This window comes from Bacillus cereus group sp. BfR-BA-01355 (assembly GCF_022663675.1).
Classification (GTDB): domain Bacteria; phylum Bacillota; class Bacilli; order Bacillales; family Bacillaceae_G; genus Bacillus_A; species Bacillus_A thuringiensis_S.
Map to the genome: position 1 here is coordinate 1 of NZ_JAKUFY010000045.1, position 26,780 is coordinate 26,780.

Below are 26,780 nucleotides of genomic sequence, written 5' to 3' on the forward strand. Positions count from 1 at the left end.
AGAATGCGGCACACCAGCTTCTAATTTGATTTTCAGCTCTTCTGCTGTTTTATTATAATCTACTTTTGCAATTTCTCGATCACTATATCCTTTTAGGGACCATGCAAATTGGTTCCCTACTAAAATATCAGAATTTTCATTTGTAATTTCTACTTTTTTCTCTACAGTTCGATCAAATATGTCTGTTAATGTAATTTTAGCAAAAGCCGTTTGAGGCAATTGCATAGTTTGACTTACCTCAGTTTTGTAAGACTTAATATTATCGATTACTTTCAAAGGTTGTCCCATTAACTTTTCATTGTCATAGATTTCAATTTTCCCTTTAAACTGTGGAGTACTTTGTTCTTTCAATTTCCATGAAACATTTAATTTTCCATCTTCAAAGCGAGTATTTTGAATATCAAAATCTAAATTTCCCATTTCTGGTTGACTAGGCTGATTTATATTAAAGGTTTTTCCAGTACCAATAGTTGATTGAGTATTTCCTCCTGCCCTAACCCATAGATATTCTGAAGTTGCTCCTCCATCGTATTGATAGGACGTATCATGTTGCCCAGAGATACGCTGATTATTCCAAGAATTCCATTGTTTATCTGAAACTTTTCTGCTGTATCCATTTTTAAGACGTGCTTCTCTTACATCTTGTCCATTACCAGCCCAGTCCTCTTGAAACATCGATAAACCATAGTTAAATGCCACATTTGCAACTGGATGATCCATAATAGCAACTAACTTCCATTGATTTAATTTATTATCTTTTATCCACTGGCCAAACTTTGTATGGCCATCTTCTTGCCAAGAACGTAGAGTCATTCGATACCATTCACTATCTTTCCAATTATAAGTTGTTTGTACCTTTAGACCTGTTCCTTCTCCACCAAATCTACTGGCTTCTGAAGTCGGCGATAAATATTCAGCTTTTATTGCTTGGTTTGATGCTATTGGATCCCAAAGCGCAAAGTGAAGGGTACGTTTACCGAATTGATCAAAACCACTTTGTTGTTGGAAGCCCGCATAACCACCACCTTCTCCTCCCTGATTCCAGTTATGCACAGCCCAATATGTATAAGGTGCTGTTTGGACTGGTGACCAGTCTATGCTAATAATATCTGAAGCAGCAGTATTCTGTGGTGTTACATAAACTGATGGGGCATGAGATCGGGTTGCTGCCTCTGTACTAGAAATTGGTGCTCCATACATTGACAACATGGTACAAGCCGTTGAAACCATAACAATTTCTTTTATTTTTCCCCTTGTTTTTACTTTAAACATAACTTCCTATCTCCTTTTAAATTATTTTAGTTACATTGAATAATAACCCTATATATCCCTTTAAACAAATTACGTAATAAAGTAACATTAGCTTTAAAATCTAGATATATTTAATGTTTTTTTCACTGCTATTACTAATCAAATTATAGTATTTTGTATTAAAATCGTATGATTTAGGACTAAATATAAAGTGAAAATTTTATAAAATTTCATAAATATGTAGTTTTAGATATTTATGATGAAAGACCCACTAAATAACTTAATTGATTTTATGAAAGATTTCCTTACTTTATTGATTACACTATTAAACCTAGAATTGTTTACCAGAAAAATGTTATGTAAACTTTTAATTTTTCGATTAGAAAAAATAGTTTATCTATTTGCTGATATCTTATCATTAGTTAGAAAGAGCCTACTTAAAAACGTAGACTCCTTTAGGTATCCAAACGTTACATATATAACAAACATAAAAAAATAACATCGAATTCTTCTGTTAGTTTATTTAATATTTAATGACGTAGATAATGTATTCCAAGGTGCATTTGTAGATGTATTTTGATATTTAAATTGCCCATTTTGCTGTCCTGAAGCATCCCATTTATATTCCCATCCATCCACTGTTCTATCCCCATTTATATCAATCATCTTAGAATCTACTTTTTTTAGTTTTTGACCACTCATTTGAGCAATTGGATTTCTACCATATCCCATTTCATTTGTATAAATGTATAAATAGCTCCCTCCGTGATCTTTAGCTGTACTTAAATTATTAGGACCAATAAATTCAACCCCGCCTAATTGAGATTCAACTTTTACCACATTTAATGATGTTAATGGTGGTGCAGGTGCTGCGGATACATCAGTCGCTAAGCCAACTGTTGCTCCCACTAATAATGATGAAACTCCTATAATCATTCTTTTTAGCATACTCTCATCCCCTTTCGATTTAATACAAATTGATTCTATCATAATAATTTCATACATTTCCTTCCCTTTAAAAGAGTTAACAAAAAGTACCTATTTACATATGAAATTGTGCATATTCATTGCTTTTTACCATTTATACTTATCATAAATCATACTAAAGCATAATTAGTTCTCTCCCCTGATTGACTTACTACATTTGGCCCCATCTCAAGGTGACTATTCTAAGAACTAAAAAATGATACATAGTTCACTGGTTTAACAAACAAATAATAGAATTGCAAAGTCAACTTAATTTAAGTTGGCTTTTCCTCTAATATTATAAGCAAGATCCACCACTTGCATCAATTAACTCACCAGTTATCCAACGACTGTCTGATGATGAAAGAAAACCTACAATATCAGCTATATCATTAGGTTCTCCCCACCTATTAAAGGTCGATAAACCTGCAGCATATTTTTGTCCATCTTGGTTGCCCAATGTCTCAGCATTCATTTCTGTGTTAATTATGCCTGGGAGAATTGCATTTACTGTAATACCACGAACACCAAGTTGTTGAGCTAAAGTATGAGTGAGTGTATTTATTGCCCCCTTAGATATACTGTAGGCAAAAACACTTGGGGAGGCTACCCTTGTGACAAAAGACGAAATATTTATAATCCGTCCCCCATCTTTTAAACGTGGCAAAGCCTTCTGAATAATGAAAAATGGAGCTTTCACATTAATATTCATAACCTCATCAAAAGACTCCTCTGTAGATTCCTCTAATGTTAAAACCTGCCCAATTCCAGCGTTGTTTACAAGGATATCAAATGTAGTATTACCTATATATTTTTGAAGAGATTGATCCATATGCCATTAAAAGTACTTAAGTCTGCACGAATCGCAAATGCGGAACCGCCATCTTGTTTAATTTTATCCACTACACTTTCTGCTTCTTCTTTTCTTTTACTATAGTGAACAACGACTAACGCACCAGCCTGCGCCAAATGTAAGGCGATGCTTCGGCCTATTCCTCTACTAGCCCCTGTTACTAATGCAATTTTCCCCTTCAATTTATTCATCTCATCATCCCTTTGTTTAAAAAATTCTACTTAGTTATATCACAAGATACCCTTTGAAATGTTGCTCCCTAATTTGATATCCATAAAACCAAAAGGCCCACTCATAATTATAAGAGTCGGCCTTTTCACTTCACATATTCATTTGCTTTACATACAGCCTCTCTAACTGTTGTGTACTTTGTACTAAGTATAATAAGGAATCTTGATGGTATTATAGGTAAAGCCAGCTTAAACTAAAGTTAATTCATGTACATTTTGCTTAGAGTTTCTACCTTTAAACAGTTCGTTTAGGCTTCTATGCATATATTCAACAATATTTCAGCAATGCCTGTATTTTTCATCTTTCATATTTTTGTTTCTTAGGCATGAGCATACTTAGAAAAATCCTAAAAACTAGTTGATAATCTTTTAGAATTTAATTTTCCTATAATACTCTTTGCTATTTCTTCAATATTTTCATTTAGAAAGAAATGACTACCTTCAAAAGAATGAAAAGTACACGTTTTACTTGTATATTGCTTCCATTTTATTACTTGATCATATGTAGTAAATTCATCATTTTTCCCATTAAATATAAGAAAATCAATATCACATGGTTGTATATTATTTTCATGAATATATGTCTCGACAATCTTAAAATCTGCTCTTAAAATAGGGAGAAAAATCTCCATTAATTCTTCTGATTGAAGTACCCCAGATGGTGTACCTCCCATTGCAATAACTTCTCTTTTAAATTGTCCATTAGGAAGATTATATCGGATATTTTTTATTTTACTATTTGGATGGTTTCTACCGGACAAAACAAGAAATTCTGGTAATTCGTTATTAGAACCCTGTATTTTTCTAGCTACTTCATAAGCAATCAAACTCCCCATGCTATGCCCGAATAGAATGTACGGTGAAGCGTCTATTTGCTTAACTATACTAGTGTAGGCATCATTTACGGCCTCTTCCATACCTTGGTACAAGCTTTCTTCAATTCTATATCCTCTACCAGCTAATTCTATCGGGACTACTTCAATATATGGATTAAAGTAATTTTTCCATTTTGCGTAGTTAAACGCAGATCCCCCAGCATGTGGAAAGCAAAAAAGTTTAGTCTTCTGCATTGATTTTCTCCTTACTTTCAAATTTGTATATAGTTTGGAAAATTGTATAAATGTCTTTAATTATTATCTCTTGCGGAAATTCATCTCTTGTTGCACAAGCAGATAACTTATAATTTGGATCAATGTTATATTGTTTAAAGTAAAAGTTTTTAGGTATATTCTTGTATGAAATTGAAGTTCGTGATTCTTTTTTTATAGAGAATGAATTTAATGGGGTATAAAGCCCTTTTCCAATCGTTTTTATATAGCTTTCTTTTAATGTCCATAAATCATAAAAATAATTAATTTTTTCATCAGAATTCATATTAGATATATCATAAAATTCTTCCGCTGAAAAAAATTCTTTTGCTAATTTAAAAGCCTCTATTTCTGAAACTTTTTCTATATCAATACCCACGTTAAAATTAGCAGTAGTACAAACCACCCATTCTCCTGAATGAGACACATTAAAATGAAAGTCAGAAATTTTTTCAACAAAAGGTTTTCCATACTTATTATATATAAATCTAATTTCTTTATTATTAATTTTATACTTTTGGCAGATTAGAGATCGGATTAGTAAATCTCCTATTAGAGTTCTATTAATGTCGCATGAATTTAATAAACGCTTCATTCGTTCTTTCTTCTCATTTGAAACTAAGTTACTAAGTTGCTTAAGCAAATGACTTTCAATATTCTTTGGTATTTTCACAGCTTGAATTTGTATAATAAATCACTTCCTTTTTTAAAGAATTACTTCATATATGAACGTTACGGAAATTCAAATTAACTTTATTCTATTGCATATACAATAGAATAGGTGCATATTTACATATCAATGAAAATATGCACCTTTCCTCAGTAATATCATCAGGCATTCGCTTCTATTACAAAGATTTCATAGTATTTACATCATACTATGGGTAACTCATAAAGATTTCTATGTCTCTACCAATTACTTTTTACATTATCCCCTTAAAAAGTAATGCTCTTAATATATTCATTATTCATTATTCCCTACACTTGATATGCAGGTATTGGTCTACCCTTTTCGTTCATTGCATTGCATCTTTTATACTCTCTACTTTTCCGTTAATAAAATGGATTTCTCTTTTATTCCTTCAAATTCATTTAGTAGATACATAGCTATTTTTTCAACTGCAGGTGAATCCACTATTTCTTCATGTGATCCAGGGACTGAATACCTATTTACTCTACCTTTTAATAAAGGTCCCCAATCTGTAAACAACTCTTTTCCTTCCTCAGCACTAAAGTAGAGAACTTCTCCAGAGTATGGTATTAAATCATGCTCTGCCATTATGTTCAGGCATTTCCTATGCGCATTGATAACTTGCTTCAAATTGATAAGATCTGCATCAGGCGTGAGTACTCCTTCCATAATTAATTGCTCCACAAGCATATCTTGTTTATGGACAAGGTCTCCTTCCTGCTCAGTAAGATCTCTAGGAATGAAATGCTCATATATATATGAGAGCATATCCTCACTTGTTTTATGATCCTGCTTTGAAGGTACTTTAGTATCCATGAATACCAACAACTCAACTTCCTCACCTTGATTCTTTAATACAGTTGCGATTTCATAAGCAATCGCACCGCCTAAAGACCATCCTCCAAGACGATATGGACCTTCTGGCTGAACACGTTTTATTTCTTCGATGTAAAGTTGAATTACTTCCGGCAAAGTTAACTCGTCAATTTCTTTCTTTTCTATAAGAGGATTCTGTAAACCATAAAATGAACAACGGCTCTTAAGCAATCTTGCTAGTTGAATGTAACAGAATACATTCCCCATAAACGGATGAACGCAGAAGAAAGGTCTTTTCTCTGATTCTTGTAGTGGAACTAGCGCTGCTACTGATTTCGTCATATCATGCTTATCACGAATAAGGCATGCGATTCCTTCCACTGTTGGATTCTTAATCAATGTAGACACCTTAATCTCTTTTCCAAACTTCTCCCTAATTTTTGAAACTAATTTAATTACAAGGAGAGAGTGTCCTCCTCTATTAAAGAAATCATCATTTACATAGACATCTTCTATCTGTAACACATCCTGCCAGATTTTAATCAACTGATATTCAATTTCATCCCTTGGAATGATTGGTGTAGAAAAGTTATTTTCTCTTAGAATAGTTAAATTGTTCAATGCCTTTCGATCAACTTTGCCATTCGTTGTAAGAGGAATCTCGTCTACCTTAATAAAGTGTGCGGGAACCATATAATTCGGTACTTGTGTCTTGAGATATTCACGCCAATCATGCATACTACCATCTCCAACTACATAAGCAACCAATCTCTGCTCTCCTAGCTTATCCTCTGTCACCAAAACTACTGCTTCTTTTACCAATGGATAACTCTCTAGATTCGCTTCAATCTCTTCAAGTTCAATACGGAATCCTCGAATTTTCACTTGATTATCAATTCTTCTCAAGTAATCTAAATTACCATCAGGTAAATAACGAACCAAATCTCCCGTACGATATAAACGCTCTTCTTCATTAAATGGATGACGGATGAATCTCTCTGCTGTTAATTCTGGGCGATTCAGGTATCCTCTCGCTATACCTGCACCACCAATATATAGCTCACCTGTTACACCAACTGGAACAGGTAACAAATTTTTATCCAATACATAAGTTTGAACGTTCGGCAACGGACGGCCAATTGTTACTCTCTTACTATCTTTTTTGATATGATAGCATGTTGCATCAACCGTACATTCTGTAGGACCGTATACGTTATAAAAATCAATTTTTTCAGTCTCTACTAGCTGTTCCCATAATGACGGCATGATTGCTTCACCACCGACCAATATCTTGCTTGGTACATAAACATCAGCACTTATTTCTAGCAATCCTCCATCTATTAGTAACTGAAGTAATGAAGGTGTCATATCAAACATTTCCAATTTATTCTCCCTAATATAGGACACAAATTGTTCTGGATTAGTGCGAACTTCACTTGGAATAATATATAAACTTGAACCATAAAGCAGCATTTGTAATTGCTGAATAGATACATCAAAGGCAATTGATGCATTCAAACCGACGCGCATATTACTAGGTATCTCATGTGAGAAAACTTCTTTTTGTAAACCATATGATAGGTTTATTACAGAATGGTGCTGTACTAAAGCCCCCTTTGGATTCCCTGTCGAACCAGAAGTGTAGATAACATACGCTAAGTTTTCCCCTGTCACCTCACATGTTGGTGAAAGTTTGCTTTCTCGAGAAATCATGGCTTGATCCCTATCTAGGCAAACTACCTTGATTTCTTTAGGTATCCAGCCCACTAATACCTCATTCGTAACTAACACTTGAATATCTGTGTCTTCTAAAATATATCGTAGGCGGCTTTCCGGATTCGATGGATCCAATGGAACATAGGCTGCTCCGGCCTTCCAAATTCCCATTAGACCAACAACCATCTCAACTGATCGATCAAAGCAAAGGCCAACTAATGACTCTGTCCCAATTCCACATTTCTGTAAATGATGGGCTAATTGATTAGCTCTTTCATTCAGCTCTCGATATGTTAGTTGCTGTTTTTCATCTACCACTGCCAACGCGTCAGGCGTACGATTTACTTGCTCTTCGAATAGTTGATGGATTGCATTCTCACGTGGATAGGATATAGTATTATTATTCCATTCTTCCAATAGCTTTCTTTGTTCAGCTTCCGTAATATATACTAGCTCCGATAGATTTTGATCAATGTTTTTGAGCATTTGCATTAACACTTTGTGTAAATGACCCAGCATTCGTTCAATGGTTACTCTATTAAACTTACTACGGTCATACATTAACTTTAACGATAACTGGATTCCTGGAACTACAGCTAACCCTAATGGGTAGTGGGTTTGTTCTACCCCTTCCAATTCACCAATTTCCAGATTTTCTGAAGACTCCTCTTTCACTGGATAATTTTCAAACACATATAAACTATTGAACAGCGGTATTCCTCTAGGAACTTCACTCCACGCCTGAATCTCTGTCAAAGAAGCATACTCATATTGTCTTCTTTCTATCTCTTCCTCTTGTATCTTCTGCAACCAATCTATTAATTTTATATCATCCATCAATTGAATTCGCGTCGGTGACGTTGTAATGAAAGGACCTACGATGTTTTCAACATCAATAATCTCCGTAGAACGCCCTGAGCTTGTTACACCAAAAACAATGTCATTTTCTCCACTATATCGGCTCATGAGATATGCCCATGCACCTTGAATTACTGTACTCAAAGTAAGTTTATTGCGTTTCGCCCATCCTTGTAACGCTTGAGTCTGCTCTTCTGATAAATACGTAACCTTCTCTGTGTAACCTTTTTCTTCCTCTTTACTTTCTAAGCCCAGTAAAGTTGGTGCAGTAAAACCTTTTAGCTTCTCTCTCCAGAATTGTTCCGCCTGCTCCTTATCTTGTTCTCTGAGCCATTGGATATATTTCTTATATGGTGAGGACTTAGGTAACTTCACAGCTTCTCCATTCATTCTCTTTTGATAGACTGTAAGTAATTCATTAAATACTAATGGTAAACTCCATCCATCCAGTAAAATATGGTGATGGGTCCAAACAATCCGATATTCTTCCTCACCTTCTTGAATGACTGTTACCCGCATCAATGGTGCTTCATCAAATTGGAAGGCTTGTTTTCGATCTAATTCCAAAAAGACTTTTCTTTTTTCCTCTATCTCTTCACTCGTCATTGTACGCCAGTCTTCTTTGTTCACTTTAAATGGGATATTTTCATACACCACTTGTACAGGTTCTTCAATTTCGTCCCATACAAATGCTGTACGAAAAATTTCATGCCGCTGAATTACAGATTTCCACGCCTGCTCAAATGTAGGAATATTCATTTTCCCTCGAATCATAAAACTCAATTGCACTATATACGGTGCAACATGTTCATCCCCTTGGTCATGCAATGTGTGGAAAATCATACCTTCTTGCAAAGGTGATAGTGGATATAAATCAGTAATCTGATTGTTCTTTCCGCGATGCATTTTGTTTAGTACATTTGTCAAACCTTCTTGGCTAAGATTAGCCATTGCAAAATCCGAAATGGTCAGTGCAGATTCTCTATCTGAAAATTGGATCAATGTACTCAGTTGATATAGCATATTCTGTGCAATACTTTGAATCGTTGATTTGGCAAATTGTCCAACATTGTATACCCAAGTGAATTGAAGTTTTCCATCCGTTACAACCCCAATTACATCAATTACATGCGATCGCTTGGAACCGGCAGCATGATCTAAACGCTTAAATTCGTTCTCTGGAATAAACATTGCATCGCTAGAAAACAATTGGTCAAATTGTCCAAGATAGTTAAAACTAATAGACGGTGTATATTGGAAGCTTAATTGCTCACACATTGTTGCGTTCATGTAACGCAACACCCCATAATCAACACCCTTATTAGGAATTTTGCGAACTTGTTCTTTAACTGCTTTTAATGCTGCAATTGGCGTATTAGCATTAGTAATATTTAAATGAACTGGGTAAATACTTGTAAACCATCCCACGGTTCTCGATAAATCAACATCTTCAATAATCTCTTCTCGACCATGTCCCTCTAAATCTACGCTTAATATCGGCCGCCCCGTACATGCTGCTGTAGCTTGTACCAATGCTGCTAATAATACTTCATTGATTTGGACACGGTGAGTGCTTAAAGTCTCTTGCAATAACATACGGGTCTCATTCTCGTTTAACACCACAGTAATTTCCTCAGTTACTGCGCTTACTGGATTACTTATAGTACCATCTACTGGCAGTATAACTACGTCTTGTTCAGCCTGCTGCTCCCAGTAATGTAGCACTTCTTTTGATATTCCAGTTTCAGCGTAATGTTGTAATTTCTCCGACCATTCTTTAAAAGATGTACTCTTCATAGGTAATTGAATTTTTTGTCCTTGGACTGCTTGCGTATACGCTGTTTGCAAATCTTCCAATAAAATTCGCCAAGAAACACCATCCACGGCTAAGTGATGAATTGTCCAAAATAATCGGCCAGTCTTCTCATCTTCATCAAAATACACCATTCTCATTAAAGGACCATCATGTAAATTCAATCTTTCTTGTGCAACATTAATCTCTTTTTGAATAACTTCATGCCAATCCGCTTCCGGCACTTCGTCTAATGAAATGACAGTCAGCATCAATTGTTCTTTAATTCCTTCATTCCACTGTTCCCAAGTCCCATTAGGTAAACGTTCATATCTTAAACGCAGGGCATCATGATGAAGTAGAAGGCTACGCGCTGCCTTTTCCAGTGATCCTATGTCCAATTTTTCTTTCGTTCTAAAGAACATGGATTGATTCCAATGATGTGGATTAGGATGATTTTGTGCAAAAAACCTTTGCTGAATAGGTGTAAGTATCGTCTCTCCAGTTATAATTCCTTGTTCAGCTTGTACACCTTGTTCTTCTTTGACTACTTGCGCCAACTCAGCAATCGTTTGGTGTTCAAATAGTTGTTTTGGTGTCAACTGTAAACCAGCTTGCTTTGCACGAGAGACAATCTGAATGCTAAGAATTGAATCTCCACCAATTTCAAAAAAGTTATCATAAATACCAATACGTTTTGAACCTAGCACACGTTCCCAAATGATAGAAAGCTTATGTTCACGTTCATTTCTTGGGGCCGCGTAGCCTTCTTGTGTTCCTTGATAATCTGGTATAGGTAACGATTTCCGATCAACCTTTCCATTTATGGTTAGCGGTAATTCTTTCATTTCGACAAAGTAGGAAGGTATCATATGGATTGGCAGTTTTGTTTTAAGATACTCTCGCCATTCTTCTAAACTACCTTCGCCCACTACATAAGCTACTAATCTCTTATCTCCCGACTGATTTTCCCTAACTATTACAACTACCTCTTTTACCAAGTCATGCTCTTGTAAAGTCGACTCAATCTCCCCAAGTTCGATTCGAAATCCTCTAATCTTCACTTGATTATCCATTCTTCCTAAGTAGTCTATATTACCATCTGGAAGATATCTCACAAGATCGCCTGTTCTATATAACCTCTCGCCTTCTTTGAATGGATGAGAAATAAATCGTTCGGATGTTAACTCTGGACGATTCAAGTACCCCCTTGCTAGACCTGCTCCTCCGATATAAAGTTCCCCCATCACACCAACTGGAACTGGTAACCTATTTCTATCTAATACATAAGTTTGGACGTTAGGCAATGGACGCCCAATTGTTACTCTCTTACTATCTTTTTTGATATGATCGCATGTTGCATCAACCGTACATTCTGTAGGACCATATACATTATAAAACTGTATTTTATCAGTCTCTACTAGCTGTTCCCATAATGACGGCATAATTGCTTCACCACCAACCAGTACCTTACTTGGAACATGAATGCCATCGCACGTTTCTAACAATCCGACATCTATAAGTAATTGAAGCAATGAAGGTGTTATATCAAAGATTTCTAACTTGTTCTCCCTAATATAAGCTACAAACTGCTCCGGATCACTTCGTACTTCATTTGGAATAATATACAAACTTGAACCATAAAGCAGCATTTGTAATTGCTGGATAGATGCATCAAAGGCAATTGACGCATTTAAACCGACATGCATGTTAGATGGTATCTCATGTTCGAAAACCTCTTTTTGTAAACCATGTGACAAGTTTAGTACAGAATGATGCTGTATCAAGACACCCTTTGGATTCCCCGTTGATCCTGAAGTATAGATAACATACGCTAAGGTTTCTCCTGTTACTTCACATTTTGGTGAAAGAATGCTTTCTTGTGAAATCATTGCTTGATCCCTATCTAGACAAACTATCTTCATTTCTTTAGGTATCCAGTCTTCCAATGACTCGTTCGTAACTAATACTTGAATTCCAGTGTCCTCCAAAATATATCGTAGGCGACTTTCTGGATATGATGGGTCTAATGGAACATAGGCTGCTCCAGCCTTCCAAATCCCCATAATACTAACAACCATCTCAACTGAACGCTCAAAGCAAAGTCCAACCAATGATTCATTCCCAATTCCGCATTGCTGAAGATAGTGGGCCAATTGATTAGCTTTTTCATTCAGCTCTCGATACGTTAACTGCTGTTTTTCATCTACCACTGCTACCGCATCAGGTGTACGATTTACTTGCTCTTCAAACAGCTGATGAATCGTACTTTCCTGTAGATATGCTACAGCATCATTATTCCACTCTTCCAACTGTTTTTGCTGTAATCCTGATAATATAGGCAACTTAGCTAATGATTTATCAGGATTCTCCACGATTACATTCAACCAGTTCCCAAAATGTTCAGCCATGGATTCAATAGTTAAGCTGTCAAATAAATCAGTTCTATAAACAAAAGTAAGTAATAAACCCTCTTCCACTTCTGCAGCAGTTAAACTTAAATCAAACTTAGCGATAGGGGCATTACTTTCCATTACTTCTATATTTCTTCCATGTAGTTCTGGTAGCTTCTGTCCCGTATTTTGCAAAGTAAACATGGTTTGGAAAATCGGAGAATGGCTTGTATTTCGTTCAGGTTGGATAACCTCTACAATTTTCTCAAACGGAACATCTTGATACTCATACGCCTTCAATGCTTTTATCCGTACTTGAGACAACAACTCTTGAAATGCCGGTGCATTACTTAAATCAGCTCGATAAACCAATGTATTGACAAAGAAACCAATCAGTCCTTCAATTTCTCGATAATTTCGATTTGCAATTGGGCTACCAACAATAATATCCGTTTGTCCCGTATAACGAGCAAGGAAACTTTGATACGCTGCCAATAAGGTCATGAAAAGTGTGGCCCCTTCTTGACGACTTAGTTCGTTTAATTTATCCAGTAATGAGCGCGATAACAAAACATTATGAGTTAATCCATGGTGGGTTTGCACTGGCGGACGCGGACGATCCATTGGCAACATTAAGACTGGTAACTCACCGGATAATTCTTCCTTCCAATACGCAAGTTGTTGATATAGTAATTCATCTTTCAACCATTCTCTTTGCCACTGAGCAAAATCGGCATATTGAACTGGTAGTGGTTCCAGCTCTGCTTGTTTTTCACCAATCGCATTCTCATAAAATGCCATCCATTCTTGAAGTAAGATTTCCATCGACCATCCATCTGAGATAATATGATGCATATTACACAGAAGAATCCATTCTTCTTCTGAAATTCTTATGAGTTTCCCACGGAACAATGGCCCTTGTTCTAAATCAAATGGAGATTCGACTTCAGTTTGAATCCATTGCTCCAACTTTCTTTCTCGCTCCTCTAATGAAAGCTTAGTTAAGTCCATTTGCAGAAGCGGACGGAAAACGTACAGTTGAATCTGCTGGATGGGATGGCCATCCTCTTCATAAAATACAGTCCGCAAAGATTCATGACGCTCTATCAACTGATTCCATCCCAACTCCAATGCCTCAGGTAACCAATTCCCTGTAAGACGGCATGCCATTGGCATATTATAAAGTGCACTATTAGGTGCAAATTGATCAATAAACCATAAGCGCTGTTGGGCATAAGACAGTGGAATATTTCCCCCTCGTTCTATCGGCATCAATGGTGGAATTTCTCGTTTTTCGCTCCCCTTACGTAACTGATCTATTCGTTTCGATAATGCCTCGACCGTTGAATATTCGAACAGTTCACGTACTGGCAATTTGATTTGAAAGACCTCCTGTAAGCGTGAGACCACTTGTGTAGCAAGTAGAGAGTGACCACCGAGCTCAAAGAAAGAATCCTGAACATCAATGTCTCTTATTCCTAGCACTTGACTCCACACTGAAGCAATAAGTTCTTCCAGCGGAGTTCTTGGGTATACAGTATTTTCAGCGGATTGTTCACTAAGTATAGGCAATGCCTTCAAATCAAGTTTTCCATTCGGTGTAAGTGGTAAAAATTCCATCTCAATAAAGTTTGTTGGAACCATGTAATTAGGTAAATGTGTTTGTAGATGTTCTCGCCATTCATGGACACTTCCTTCACCAACTACATAAGCTACTAATCTCTTATCACCTTGATTATCCTCTCGCACCAATACAACAGCTTCTTTCACAGAAGAATGCGCCTGCAAAACAGCTTCTATTTCTCCCAATTCAATCCGGAAACCACGAATTTTCACTTGGTCATCTATACGTCCATGGAACTGGAGATTACCATCAGAAAGATAACTTGCTTTGTCTCCTGTATAATAGAGACGTTCTCCTGACTTGAAAGGATGTGGAATAAATTTTTCCTTTGTAAGATCCGGACGATTAGCATATCCACGTGCAAGACTCTTCCCTCCAATATAGAGATCTCCAATTACACCAATTGGTACTAGCTGAAGATGAGAATCTAACACATAAACTTCTGTATTCGCAATCGGTCGACCAATCGATGGCGTACCTGTTGTCACTCCTACAGGTACATAACAATCTGTGGTAACAACGGTATTTTCCGATGGACCATACTGATTAATTACCGCAAAAGGAATATCGTTAGATGGATACTGTGTTAATTGATCCCCACCAGTAATGATAAAACGAAGATCCGTTTTATCTGGCCAAGATAATTTCAAGAGTCTTTCCAGAATAGGCGTAGGTGCAAAACTAGCTGTTATTCGTGAATCAATGAGCCAGTCCCTTAGTGCTTCTGGATTAATTCTCAGTTCCTCTGTTGACAAGTAGAGTGCTGCACCAGCAGTTAGATACGGCCAAATCTCCTGGACAGCCGAATCAAAAGCAACCCCTGCAATCTGAGTCGCACGATCCTCTGCTGAAATACGATAAACTTCTTGATGCCAAGAAACCATATTCATTAATGAGCGATATTCAACCATAACACCCTTCGGTTTTCCTGTAGAACCAGAGGTATAGACAATATAGGCTAAGTTCTCTGGATTTATTTGACGTGTAGGTGCAATTACGCTTTCCACCGTTAATTCTTCTAACCTCACCATTTCGACGTGTGCGAAATGTCCTTCTTGTCCTTCCGCCGTCACTACAAATTGAATTCCTGCATCTTCAATCATGTATTCTAACCTTGATTTTGGATACAACGGGTCTAAAACAACATAAGCTCCACCAGCTTTTAAAATGCCTAGTAAACTTGCCATTAGCTCTGCTGACCTCGGAAGATAAACTCCCACCACTGACTCTGGGGCTACTCCCTTTCGCTGTAAAACATTTGCCAACTGATTTGCTTGTATATCCAGTTCACCATAAGTCCACTGTTTTGTTTGATCAACTATCGCAATCGCATCAGGACGCATTACTACTTGCTCCTCAAATCTGTCGCAAATAAGACCCTGATGGGACATTTCCATTACAGTGTCATTCCATGTTTCTAATAACAAATTACGCTCGGGTTCCGATAGCATGCTCAGGTCATGCAACGGATTTTGTGGGCGATGAGAAACTTCATATAGCCATTTCTCAAAGTGTCCTGCCATCCGTTCAATAGTAGTAGCATTGAATAAATCCTTATTGTATTCAAAAGTAAAAAGTAATCCCTCTTCTGTCTCAACTGCCATCACACTTAAATCAAACTTTGCAATTGGACTATGGCTTTCTATCATTTCAATACTTCTACTAGATAACACCGGAAACTCTTGTTTCATATTTTGCAAGATGAACATAGTCTGGAAGATTGGCGAATGACTTGTACTTCGCTCCGGTTGCACAACTTCTACAATTTTTTCAAATGGGATATCTTGATATTCATACGCCTTCAATGCCTTTTGACGAACCTGATACAGTACATCTTGAAATGTCGGTCCACCACTCAAATTAGTTCGATAAACCAGCGTGTTAACGAAGAAACCAATTAGTCCTTCAATTTCTCTATAATTCCGATTCGCAATTGGGCTTCCGACCAAAATATCTTCTTGTCCCGTATAACGAGATAGAAAACTTTGATGCGCAGCCAACAGCGTCATGAAGAGTGTAGCCCCTTCTTTTCGGCTAAGTTCATTCAATTTATCATGTAGCGTGCTTGGCAAAACTAGAGTGTATGTCGACCCGTGATGAGTTTGTATTGCAGGACGCGGGCGATCCATAGGAAGTTGGAGTACAGGAAGCTCCCCAGACAATTCTTCCCTCCAATATTGAAGTTGTTGATCAAGCACTTCCTCCTTCAGCCATCCTTTTTGCCACTGAGCAAAGTCGGCATATTGAACCGGTAATGGTTCAAGTTCCGCCACCTTTCCATCCGTTGCTTTCTCATAAAATGCCATCCATTCTTCAAGTAGGATTCCCATTGACCATCCATCTGAAATGATATGATGTAAAGTACAAAGGAGTATCCATTCTTCCTCTCCCACGTGCAAAATACTCGTCCTGATTAATGGACCCTCTGTTAAATCAAATGGCACTTCTGTTTCTTGTTGAATGAAACGTTTAACCTCTTCTTCTCGGTCTTCAGAAGAAAGCATAGTTAAATCCGTTTTCGGAATTGATTGAAAAGCATACGGTTTAATTTGCTGTACGGGTTGACCGTTCACTTCTTGAAAGACCGTCCGCAGTGATTCATGACGTTCTATTAGTTGATTCCATCCCGTTTCCAATGCTTCAAGTAGCCAATTCCCTGTAAGACGGCATACCATTGGCATATTGTAAAGGGCACTATTAGGTGTAAATTGATCAATAAACCATAAACGTTGTTGGGCATAAGATAGTGGAATAGCTTCTCCTCGCTCCATCGGTATTAGTGGCGGAATCTCTCGTTTTTTATCTCCTTTACGTAACTGTTCTAATCGCTTTGCCAGTGACTCCACCGTTGTATATTCAAATAGTTCACGTACTGGTAATTCGATTTGAAAAATTTCCTGTAAACGTGACACTACTTGAGTAGCTAGTAGTGAATGACCACCGATTTCAAAAAAGGAATCCTGCACACTAATATTTTTTATTCCTAACACTTGGCTCCAAACGGAAACAATGAGCTCCTCCACTGGTGTTCGTGATGAAGTAATATCTTCACTTATGAACTGTTCTTCTAATTCCAATAATGCTTTCCGATTCACTTTACCATTTGGAGTGAGTGGCATACCTTCAATTTGGAAAAAGTATGCCGGAACCATATAATGCGGTAATTGCTTCTTGAGATATTCACGCCACTCTCCAGTATCCCCTTCACCCACTACATAAGCTACTAACTGCTTATCTCCTGGTCGATCTTCCTTCACCAACACGACTGCCTCTTTTACAGATGAGTGATCATGTAAAGCTGCTTCAATTTCTCCCAATTCAATTCGGAATCCTCTAATTTTAACTTGGTTATCTATTCTTCCAATATATTCTAAGTTACGATCATTCATATATCTCACTAAGTCACCCGTTCGATATAATCGTTCCCCGTCCTTAAAAGGATGCGGAATAAAACGTTCAGTAGTTAAATCCGGTCGATTGAAATAGCCACGTGCCAATCCTACTCCTCCAAGGTAAAGTTCCCCTGCCACACCAATCGGGACCACTTGTTGATATTGATCTAACACATACAACTCTGTATTATCAATCGGACGACCAATCGGAATAAGCATTGCCTCTTTTTCTAAATCACAATCGTAATAAGTCACATCCACAGTCGCTTCAGTAGGACCATACAAGTTAATTAACTTTGTTTGCTGAACATTGTAAAAGATCCCCTTAAACCGGCGAACCTGCTCAGTGTTTAACGCTTCTCCACTAGTAAAAACTTGAATTAAAGACGATACATCCCTTTTCGAATTATATAGTTCCATATAATCTAAAAAAGTAGATAACATCGACGGAACAAAGTGCATGGTGGACACACGATATCGTTCAATATACTCCTCAATCACCGCAGGATCTTTCTCTCCTCCTGGTGGAAGTAAACAAACACGTGCTCCTACAAATGACCACCAAAATAATTCCCAGACAGAAACATCAAATGAAAACGGTGTCTTTTGTAGGATTGTATCCTCCTCGGACAATGGGTATTTTTTCTGCATCCACTGTAGACGGTTGATAACGGAATGATGTTCAATCATTACCCCCTTTGGATTTCCCGTCGAACCCGAAGTGTATATGATATAGGCTAAGTTATTTGCTGTTACTCCACTCACCGGAGCTAAATTACTCTCTTTAGAAATCATTACTTGATCCCGGTCTAAACAAATTGCTCGAATATCTTTAGGTAACCAGTCCTGTAGTGCCTCTTTTGTTAACAGCACTTGAATTTGTGAATTCTCCAAAATGTATCTCAGGCGGTTTTCGGGATAACTTGGGTCCAGTGGGACATAAGCCCCACCTGCTTTCAAAATCCCAAAGAGACCAATAATCATATCAGGAGAACGTTCAATACATATACCGACTAATGATTCAGGTCCGATACCTCGTTTTTGTAGAAAATGTGCCAATTGATTCGATTTTTCATTCAGTTCTTGATACGTTAGCTTTCCACCCTCATAAACTACCGCCACTGCATTAGGTGTCCGTGCAACTTGCTGCTCAAATAGCTCATGAATCATACAATCATGACCATAAACTACGTCCGTATCATTCCATTCTTCTAGGAGTTGTTTTTGCTCAGTATCCGATAACATTGACAGCTTTGTATATGATTCATCTGGATGATACGTGATTTCATTTAGCCAGTTCTCAAAATGTCCTGCCATACGTGCAATGGTACTACTATCAAATAAATCCGTGTTGTATTCAAATGAGACGAATAGACCTTCTTCCACTTCATAGGCAGTTAAGCTCAAATCAAATTTAGCAATAGACATATTACTTTCTACCATTTCAATACTTCTATCAGGCAAATCTAGTCGTTCTTGTTTTATATTTTGTAGCGTAAACATGGTCTGAAATATAGGGGAATGACTCGTGCTTCGTTCAGGTTGCACAGCTTCTACCACTTTTTCAAATGGTATATCTTGATATTCGTAAGCTTTTAACGCCTTTTTCTTTGTTTGGTTCAAAATCTCTCGAAAAGTAGGGATGCCACTCAAATCTGATCGGTAAACCAACGTATTAACAAAGAAACCAATTAATCCTTCTACTCCCTTATGGTTCCGATTTGCAATCGGACTACCAACTAGAATATCTTTTTGTCCCGTATAACGAGCAAGAAAGCTCTGGTATGCGGCCATTAAAGTCATAAATAAAGTAGATCCTTCTTGTCGACTTATATCCTTCAATTGACTAAGCAATTTATAAGGAAAAATTACGTGATGCGTAGCCCCAGAGTAAGTCTGCTTAACCGGTCGAGGTCGATCCACTGGCAGTTGTAAGATAGGAAGCTCACCAGATAATTCTTCTTGCCAATACGTAAGCTGACGATTTAGCACATCACCTTGCAACCACTCCTTTTGCCACTTCGCAAAGTCTGCATATTGAATGGATAATGAACTTAATTTAGCAGGATTTCCGCCCGTTTCTTCTTCATAGAAAGCAAGTAATTCATTCATGAATATACCAATGGACCAAGCATCAGAAATAATATGATGCATCGTACACAGTAATAACCATTCATCCTTCTCTAATTGAACAAGCTGATTACGAACTAAAGGACCATTCATTAAATTAAATGGTTCTTGCGCTTCTCTCGCAATTAAACTATCTACCTCTTTTTCTTTTACTTCTAGAGGAAGTTGAGAGTAATCTCTTACAGGTAATGCTCTAGGAAGGAATTCGACAATTTGTTGCACAGGTTGTTCTCCTACTTCTTTAAAAACAGTTCGTAATGATTCATGGCGTTCAATGAGTCGATTGAATCCCTTTTCTAATGCTTCAGGTATCCAATTTCCTTTTAGATGCCATACCGTTGGAATATTATATAAAGAACTATTTGGATTAAATCTGTCCATAAACCACAAACGTTGTTGTGCATAAGACAACGGGAGTGCTTCTTTATTCTCCTTTTTTTGCATTTGCTTCTGAAGCCATGCTCTCTTCTCAGGAGAAAGTGAACTCAGCTTTGCAAGTAAATCACTTCTCATTTTTTTACCCCTTCCTCAATCAAATTACTCTCGAATATCCCTTGTGCTTCTTCCTCTGATAGCTCTTCTAATTGCTTAAGTAGTTCCAGTAATTCTTCATCATTACTCACTTCTGCTTCTTTTTGAATATAGTCTTGAAGACTTACATTCTCCTTACTACCATTCTGCATTTCTTGATTTTTGTTATCGAGCAATTGATCAATCTGTTCTGCCAATTGCTCCACCGTATGAAACATAAATAAATCATGCAATGGTATGTCGATTCCAAAAGCCTCTTTAAGATTAGGAACAGCTTGCGTAGCAAGTAATGAATGGCCACCAATTTCAAAAAACGAATCCTGAATTCCGATGTTTTCCATACCTAAAACTTCATGCCATATCGAAACGATTGTTTTTTCCGTAGACGTACGAGGAGCAATATAACCACTTGCTATCTCCTGTTTCTCTGGTGCTGGTAAAGCCTTCCTATCAATTTTCCCATTAGGAGTGAGTGGAAATGCATTTAATCCAACAAAATAGGCTGGGATCATATAATTTGGTAGTTGATCCTTGAGATAATCACGCCACTTTTGAGCATCTCCGTCTCCTACAACATAGGCAATCAAACGTGGGTCGCCAGGATAATCTTCCCGCACCATCACAATAGCTTCGTTAACTAGTGTATGCCTTTGTAATATCGCTTCAATTTCTCCTAGTTCAATCCGGAACCCACGAATTTTCACCTGATGATCGATTCGCCCAACATACTCCAAATTTCCATCCGGCAAATACCTTACTAAATCTCCAGTCCGGTATATTCGCTCTCCTTCTTTAAACGGATGCGGTATAAAACGATTTTTCGTTAAGTCAGGGCGCTTTAAATATCCACGTGCTAATCCTGATCCACCAATGTACAACTCACCAACTACACCAATTGGAACCATTTTTTGTTCAGCACTTAGTACATATACTTCTGTATTGAATATTGGTTTACCAATCGGTGGGACCCTATGCATGACACCCTTTTCTAATTCCATATACGTGGAATACGTAGTATCTTCGGACGGTCCATATAGGTTGTACACCTTTTCAATCGTATTTCTCTCGTATAAATCTTGAACAAGCGAATATGGCAATGGTTCTCCAGCCAAATTCATCACCTTTACCGAAAAAGGTATTGTTTTTGCTCGAACCAGTTCCTTTGCTGCCGATGGCACAGTATTAACCAAAGTCACACCTTTGGAAGACAACTTCTCTAGATGTAGAGCATTTTCAGTGACAATCACCTTACCACCCATCGTTAAGGGAACAAATACTTCAAAAACGGATAAATCAAAAGATAGCGAAGTTGAAGCTAACACTCCCGCTAATTCCTTTCGGGAATACGTGTGATGCGCCCAATGAATCATTGTTACTGTATTCCTGTGCTCAATCATTACTCCCTTTGGATTTCCAGTGGAACCTGAAGTATAGATAATATAGGCTAAGTTATCGGCCGTCACTTCACTCGTACATACCGTAGTTACTTCTTGTTCTATTTCTGCTCGATTACGATCAATACAAATCACGTTGACGAATTTAGGTATAACCATTTTTTGTTGTAACTTTTCCTGCGTCACCAGTACCTTTATTTGAGCATCTTCTAAAATGTACTGCAGTCGACTTTCCGGATACACTGGATCAATTGGGACATATGCTCCTCCCGCCTTTATAATTCCTAAAAGACCGACAATCATCTCGGATGAACGTGTAACGCAAACCCCAACTAATGATTCGCATGTTACACCATTTTTTTGTAAATAATGTGCCAACTGATTCGAGCGTTCGTCCAACTCTCGATATGTTAGTTCTTCATCTTCCCACACTACTGCAATTGCTTCTGGTGTTTTTTTCACCTGTTCTTCAAACATTGTATGAATCGTACTTTCTTCCATATCTATAACACGCGATTTATTCCATTCCTCTAGTAGTTGCTTATATTCTACTTTCGATAACATATTCAGTTCTGATAGTACACATTTTGGATGAGAGACAATTTGATTTAACCAATGTTTAAAATGACTTGCCATACGTTCAATGGTTGTATCATTAAACAAATCAGTATTATATTCAAAGGTTAGTGATAATCCTTCTTCCGTCTCAGAAGCAAATAAACTCAAATCAAATTTGGCAACAGAAGCATGGCTTTCCATGAGTTCCATTTGTCTTTCAGATAGCTGAAGAAACTCTTGTTTCGTATTCTGTAAAGTAAACATAGTTTGGAATATTGGTGAATGACTTGTATTCCGTTCAGGTTTTACGGATTCTACCACTTTCTCAAATGGGATGTCCTGATACTCGTATGCTTTTAGCGCTTTTTTTCTTACCTGCGACAAAAGTTCTTGGAACGTCGGATTTTCACTAAAATCAGCTCGATAAACCAACGTGTTTGCAAAGAATCCTATTAATCCCTCAATCTCTTTCACATTTCGATTAGCGATTGGGCTTCCAACTATAATGTCGTCCTGTCCTGTATAACGAGAAAGGAAGCTTTGATACGCTGCCATCAATGTCATAAATAAAGTGCATCCTTCTTGCAGACTTAAATCTTTGAGCTTTTCCTGTAGGGAATTCGCCACTATTAAGGACTGACTTGCACCACGATGGGTTTGAACTGCAGGTCGAGGACGATCCATCGGTAATTGTAAAACCGGTAGTTCCCCAGATAATTCTTCCTTCCAATATTGAAGGTGCTGATTCAAATTCTCCTCTTTTTGCCATTCCTTCTGCCACATGACAAAATCTGCATATTGGATAGATAACTCCTTCAATTCCACTGGTTTTCCGGTTAGTGCTCCTTCATAAAAAGCCATCCATTCTTCAAGTAAGATTCCCATTGACCATCCATCTGAAATAATATGATGCATCGTACAAATGAGAACCCATTCTTCCCTGTCCACTTTCAATATTCGTGTTCGAATCAGAGGACCTTGTCCCAAATGAAATGGTTCCTCCGCCTCGTTTTGAATAAGGCGTTTCATTTCTCTTTCCCTATCTTCCAAAGAAAGATCTGTTAGATTCGTTTGAGGAATATGTCTGAACACATGAGATTGAACCTGTTGAAAAGGTTCACCCTCTTGTTCTAGAATTGTCGTCCTTAATGATTCATGACGCTCCAACAATTGATTCCATCCGACCTCCAATGCTTCAATTGACCATTTACCTGTTAAGCGACACGCTGCATGAATATTGTACATAGCACTATTTGGCATTAATTGATCAATAAACCATAGACGTTTCTGCGCATAGGAAAGTGGGATAACTTCTTCTCGTTTCATAGGTACAAGAGGAGCAACCTCTCGTTCTTTATCTTCTTTTCGTAACTGATCCACTCGTTTCGCCAATGCTTCCACTGTATCGTGCTTGAAAAGTTCACGTAATGGAATTTTAATTTGGAACAGTTCTTGTAACCGAGAGACGATTTGAGTAGCAAGTAGTGAGTGCCCACCACGTTCAAAGAAGGAATCCTGAATACTAATATTTTCTATCCCTAACACTTGACCCCAAACCGAGGCAATAAGCTCTTCCGATGGCGTCCGAGGTAGAACATTTAAATCTCCAATAGCTTGCTCATCAGGTATTGGCAAGGCCTTTCGGTCAATTTTCCCATTCGGAGTAAGCGGGAAGTGTTCTAACTCTACAAAGTGCGCTGGAATCATATGATTCGGTAATTGTTTTTGTAAATACTCTCTCCACTCCTCGGTATTTTCATCGCTTATTACATATGCAACCAATCGTTGATCACCTGGACGATCTTCTCTAACTAATACGACAGCCTCTTTAATAAACGAACATTTTTCTAAAGTGGCTTCAATTTCTCCTAATTCAATCCTAAAACCACGCATTTTGACTTGATGGTCCATTCTACCTATAAATTCTATATTTCCATCAGTTAGATATCTTACTGAATCTCCTGTTCGATATAGTCGTTCCCCCAATTGGAATGGATGCGAAACGAATTTTTCAGCAGTAAGATTCGGACGATTTAAGTATCCACGTGCTAAACCAGCACCACCAATATATAACTCACCCTCAATTCCTATTGATTGCAAGCGTTGATTTTGGTCTAATACATATAATTGCGTGTTCTGTATTGGCTGCCCAATAGAAACAAATTCTTGATTAGGCTGAATATCAAATGCATTCACATAAATAGTGGCTTCAGTTGGTCCATAAAAGTTGGTTAATTTCACTTGTCCACTATAATTCCATTTCTGTTGAAATCGTCTAACTAACCCTGAACTTAGTTCTTCTCCACCAGAAAATACATGGCGTACGGACGAACAATTCATGTTCAATTCAATACGATTGAAGTGATCTAAGAAAACAGATAACATTGAAGGTACAAATTGAACTATAGTAACCTGATGTTGTTTAATCACTTCAGCTATAATAGAAGGATCTTTTTCTCCACCTGGAGGTAAGAAAGATACACTGGCACCAACGTGAATGCCCCAAAACAATTCCCAAACAGAGACATCAAATGAGAATGGCGTTTTCTGCAAGACCACATCCTTTTCAGAAAGCGGATATTTATGTTGCATCCATTCTAGATAATTAATTACTGAATGATGCTCAATCATTACTCCCTTTGGATTCCCTGTAGATCCTGAAGTATACATAACATACGCTAAATTTTCTCCTGTTACACCACTTATACATGGGGTTGATTCTTCTTTTTCAATTGCAGTGTAATCTTTATTCATACAAATCGTTTCTATATTTTCAGATACAAACAAATTTTTAGAATTCTCTTCCGTCACTAGTACTTCGATTCCAGCATCCTCTAATATATATCGAAGCCGACTCTCTGGATAAGTAGGGTCAAGTGGAACATACGCTGCTCCTGATTTTAGAATACCTAATAACGCTATCATCATTTGTAATGAACGTTCCATATATACTCCAACTAGAGACTCTGGGCCTACACCATGCTTTTGTAAATAATGAGCTAGCTGATTTGCACGCTTCTCCAACTCTTTATAGGTAATTTGTTCATTTTCGTAACTAGCCGCGATTGCTTCCGGTGTTTTTTTAACTTGCTCCTCAAACATCGTATGAATCATGCCTTCAGCCGAATAATTAACTTGAGTATGATTCCATTCCTCTAGTAACTGTATCTGTTCTTCTTCTGTTAAATGAGTAATTTCAAATAGTTTTGAATCTAGGCTCTTCGTCATCTGAATTAATATTTGCAATAAGTGATTCTGAATCAGATTTATTGTTTCTTCATTAAAATAGCTTCGATCATACATCAACTTTAAAGTAATTTTCTTACCGGGCATTACAATGAGTGTTAAAGGATAATTTGTTTGTTCCGTGCTTGTAACATCTAGTAATCTTAAATCATCATTTCTCTCACCTTGAATTGGATAATTTTCAAACACATACAAGGTGTGAAATAAGGAGCTATTTCGCGGAACCTCACTCCAGCCTTGAATATCTATCAACGAATTATACTCATACTGTCTTCGTTCCATTTCTTTCATTTGTATTTTACGAAGCCAATCTACTACTGATGTATTATCCGTTAATCGAATTCTGGTAGGTAATGTGTTAATAAATAGCCCCACCATATTCTCTGCTCCCATTAAATCAGTAGGACGTCCAGCGCTAGTTACGCCAAATACGACGTCACTGTCACCGCTATACCTACTCATCAAATAAGCCCATGCACCTTGTACTAACGTATTCAACGTTAATCGACTATTTCGTACCCACTCTTGTAAACTCTCAGTAAGTTCCTCAGATACTTGATAAGCACATTCTCCATAACCCTTCTCTTGTCCTTGTTCCTTTCTTTCCATTGCTAATGGAGTAGGTGCATAGAACCCTTTTAATTCTTCTTTCCAAAATTCCTCTGCTTGACTTTGATCTTGTTTATTTATCCATTGAATATATTTTTTATAAGGAAGAGGTTTAGGAAGATTCAACAATTCTCCCTTTATCATCTTGAGATAAACTTCCATCACTTCACTAAAGACCAATGACACACTCCATCCATCTAGCAAAATATGATGATGTGTCCAAATAATTCTCGTTTCCTCTTTTGCCTCTTTAATCGCAGTGACTCTCATCAATGGTGCTTCATCCAATAAAAATCCTTTTCTACGATCTACATTCAAAAACTGTTGTAATTTCTTCGCCCTTTCATCATGTGGATAGGTGCTCCAATCCTCTTGATGAATAGTAAAAGGAAAACGTTGGTAAACCGCTTGTAGTGGTTTTTCTACTTCCTCCCACACAAATACTGAACGTAAAACCTCATGTCGATGAAGAACATATTCCCAGGCCTTTTCAAAAGTAGCAATATCCAATTGCCCCCCGAGCAAGAAGCCTACTTGTACAATATAGGAAAATGAATGTTCATCATCTTGATCGTATAAAGTATGAAACAGTATTCCTTTTTGCAAAGGTGATAAACCATATATATCAATAACGTCTCCCAT

At 37.4% G+C, this 26,780-nt stretch carries 6 protein-coding genes and 1 pseudogene; all 7 read right to left on the minus strand.

Annotated elements, in window-relative coordinates; all coding sequences use genetic code 11:
• Positions 1-1,272 (minus strand): DUF3472 domain-containing protein (locus MR167_RS16400; RefSeq protein ID WP_242315008.1); only part of this gene is annotated, 1,272 nt, incomplete at its 3' end.
• A gap of 498 nt (positions 1,273-1,770) precedes the next feature.
• Complete coding sequence (locus MR167_RS16405; protein ID WP_000272949.1) at positions 1,771-2,256, minus strand: DUF4879 domain-containing protein; 486 nt, start codon at positions 2,254-2,256, stop codon at positions 1,771-1,773.
• Between the two features lie 259 nt (positions 2,257-2,515).
• Positions 2,516-3,261: pseudogene (locus MR167_RS16410) on the minus strand (SDR family oxidoreductase).
• Positions 3,262-3,647: 386 nt separating this feature from the next.
• Complete coding sequence (locus MR167_RS16415; protein WP_242315009.1) at positions 3,648-4,370, minus strand: thioesterase II family protein; 723 nt, start codon at positions 4,368-4,370, stop codon at positions 3,648-3,650.
• A complete protein-coding gene (locus tag MR167_RS16420; protein ID WP_481746702.1) occupies positions 4,357-5,061 on the minus strand; it encodes a 4'-phosphopantetheinyl transferase family protein in 705 nt (234 codons plus the stop codon). Before MR167_RS16420 ends, MR167_RS16415 begins: the two co-directional genes overlap by 14 nt.
• 369 nt (positions 5,062-5,430) lie before the next feature.
• Complete coding sequence (locus MR167_RS16425; RefSeq protein ID WP_242315011.1) at positions 5,431-20,313, minus strand: non-ribosomal peptide synthetase; 14,883 nt, start codon at positions 20,311-20,313, stop codon at positions 5,431-5,433.
• Entirely contained in the window at positions 20,310-26,780 is a 6,471-nt protein-coding gene (locus tag MR167_RS16430) for a non-ribosomal peptide synthetase (protein WP_242315012.1), read from the minus strand. Before MR167_RS16430 ends, MR167_RS16425 begins: the two co-directional genes overlap by 4 nt.

Bases quoted from the DNA above. Each gene is read 5' to 3' on its own strand.
- MR167_RS16430 (WP_242315012.1), bottom strand. From the start codon at position 26,780: ATGGGAGACGTTATTGATATATATGGTTTATCACCTTTGCAAAAAGGA.
- MR167_RS16405 (WP_000272949.1), bottom strand. From the start codon at position 2,256: ATGTATGAAATTATTATGATAGAATCAATTTGTATTAAATCGAAAGGG.
- MR167_RS16415 (WP_242315009.1), bottom strand. From the start codon at position 4,370: ATGCAGAAGACTAAACTTTTTTGCTTTCCACATGCTGGGGGATCTGCG.
- MR167_RS16425 (WP_242315011.1), bottom strand. From the start codon at position 20,313: ATGAGAAGTGATTTACTTGCAAAGCTGAGTTCACTTTCTCCTGAGAAG.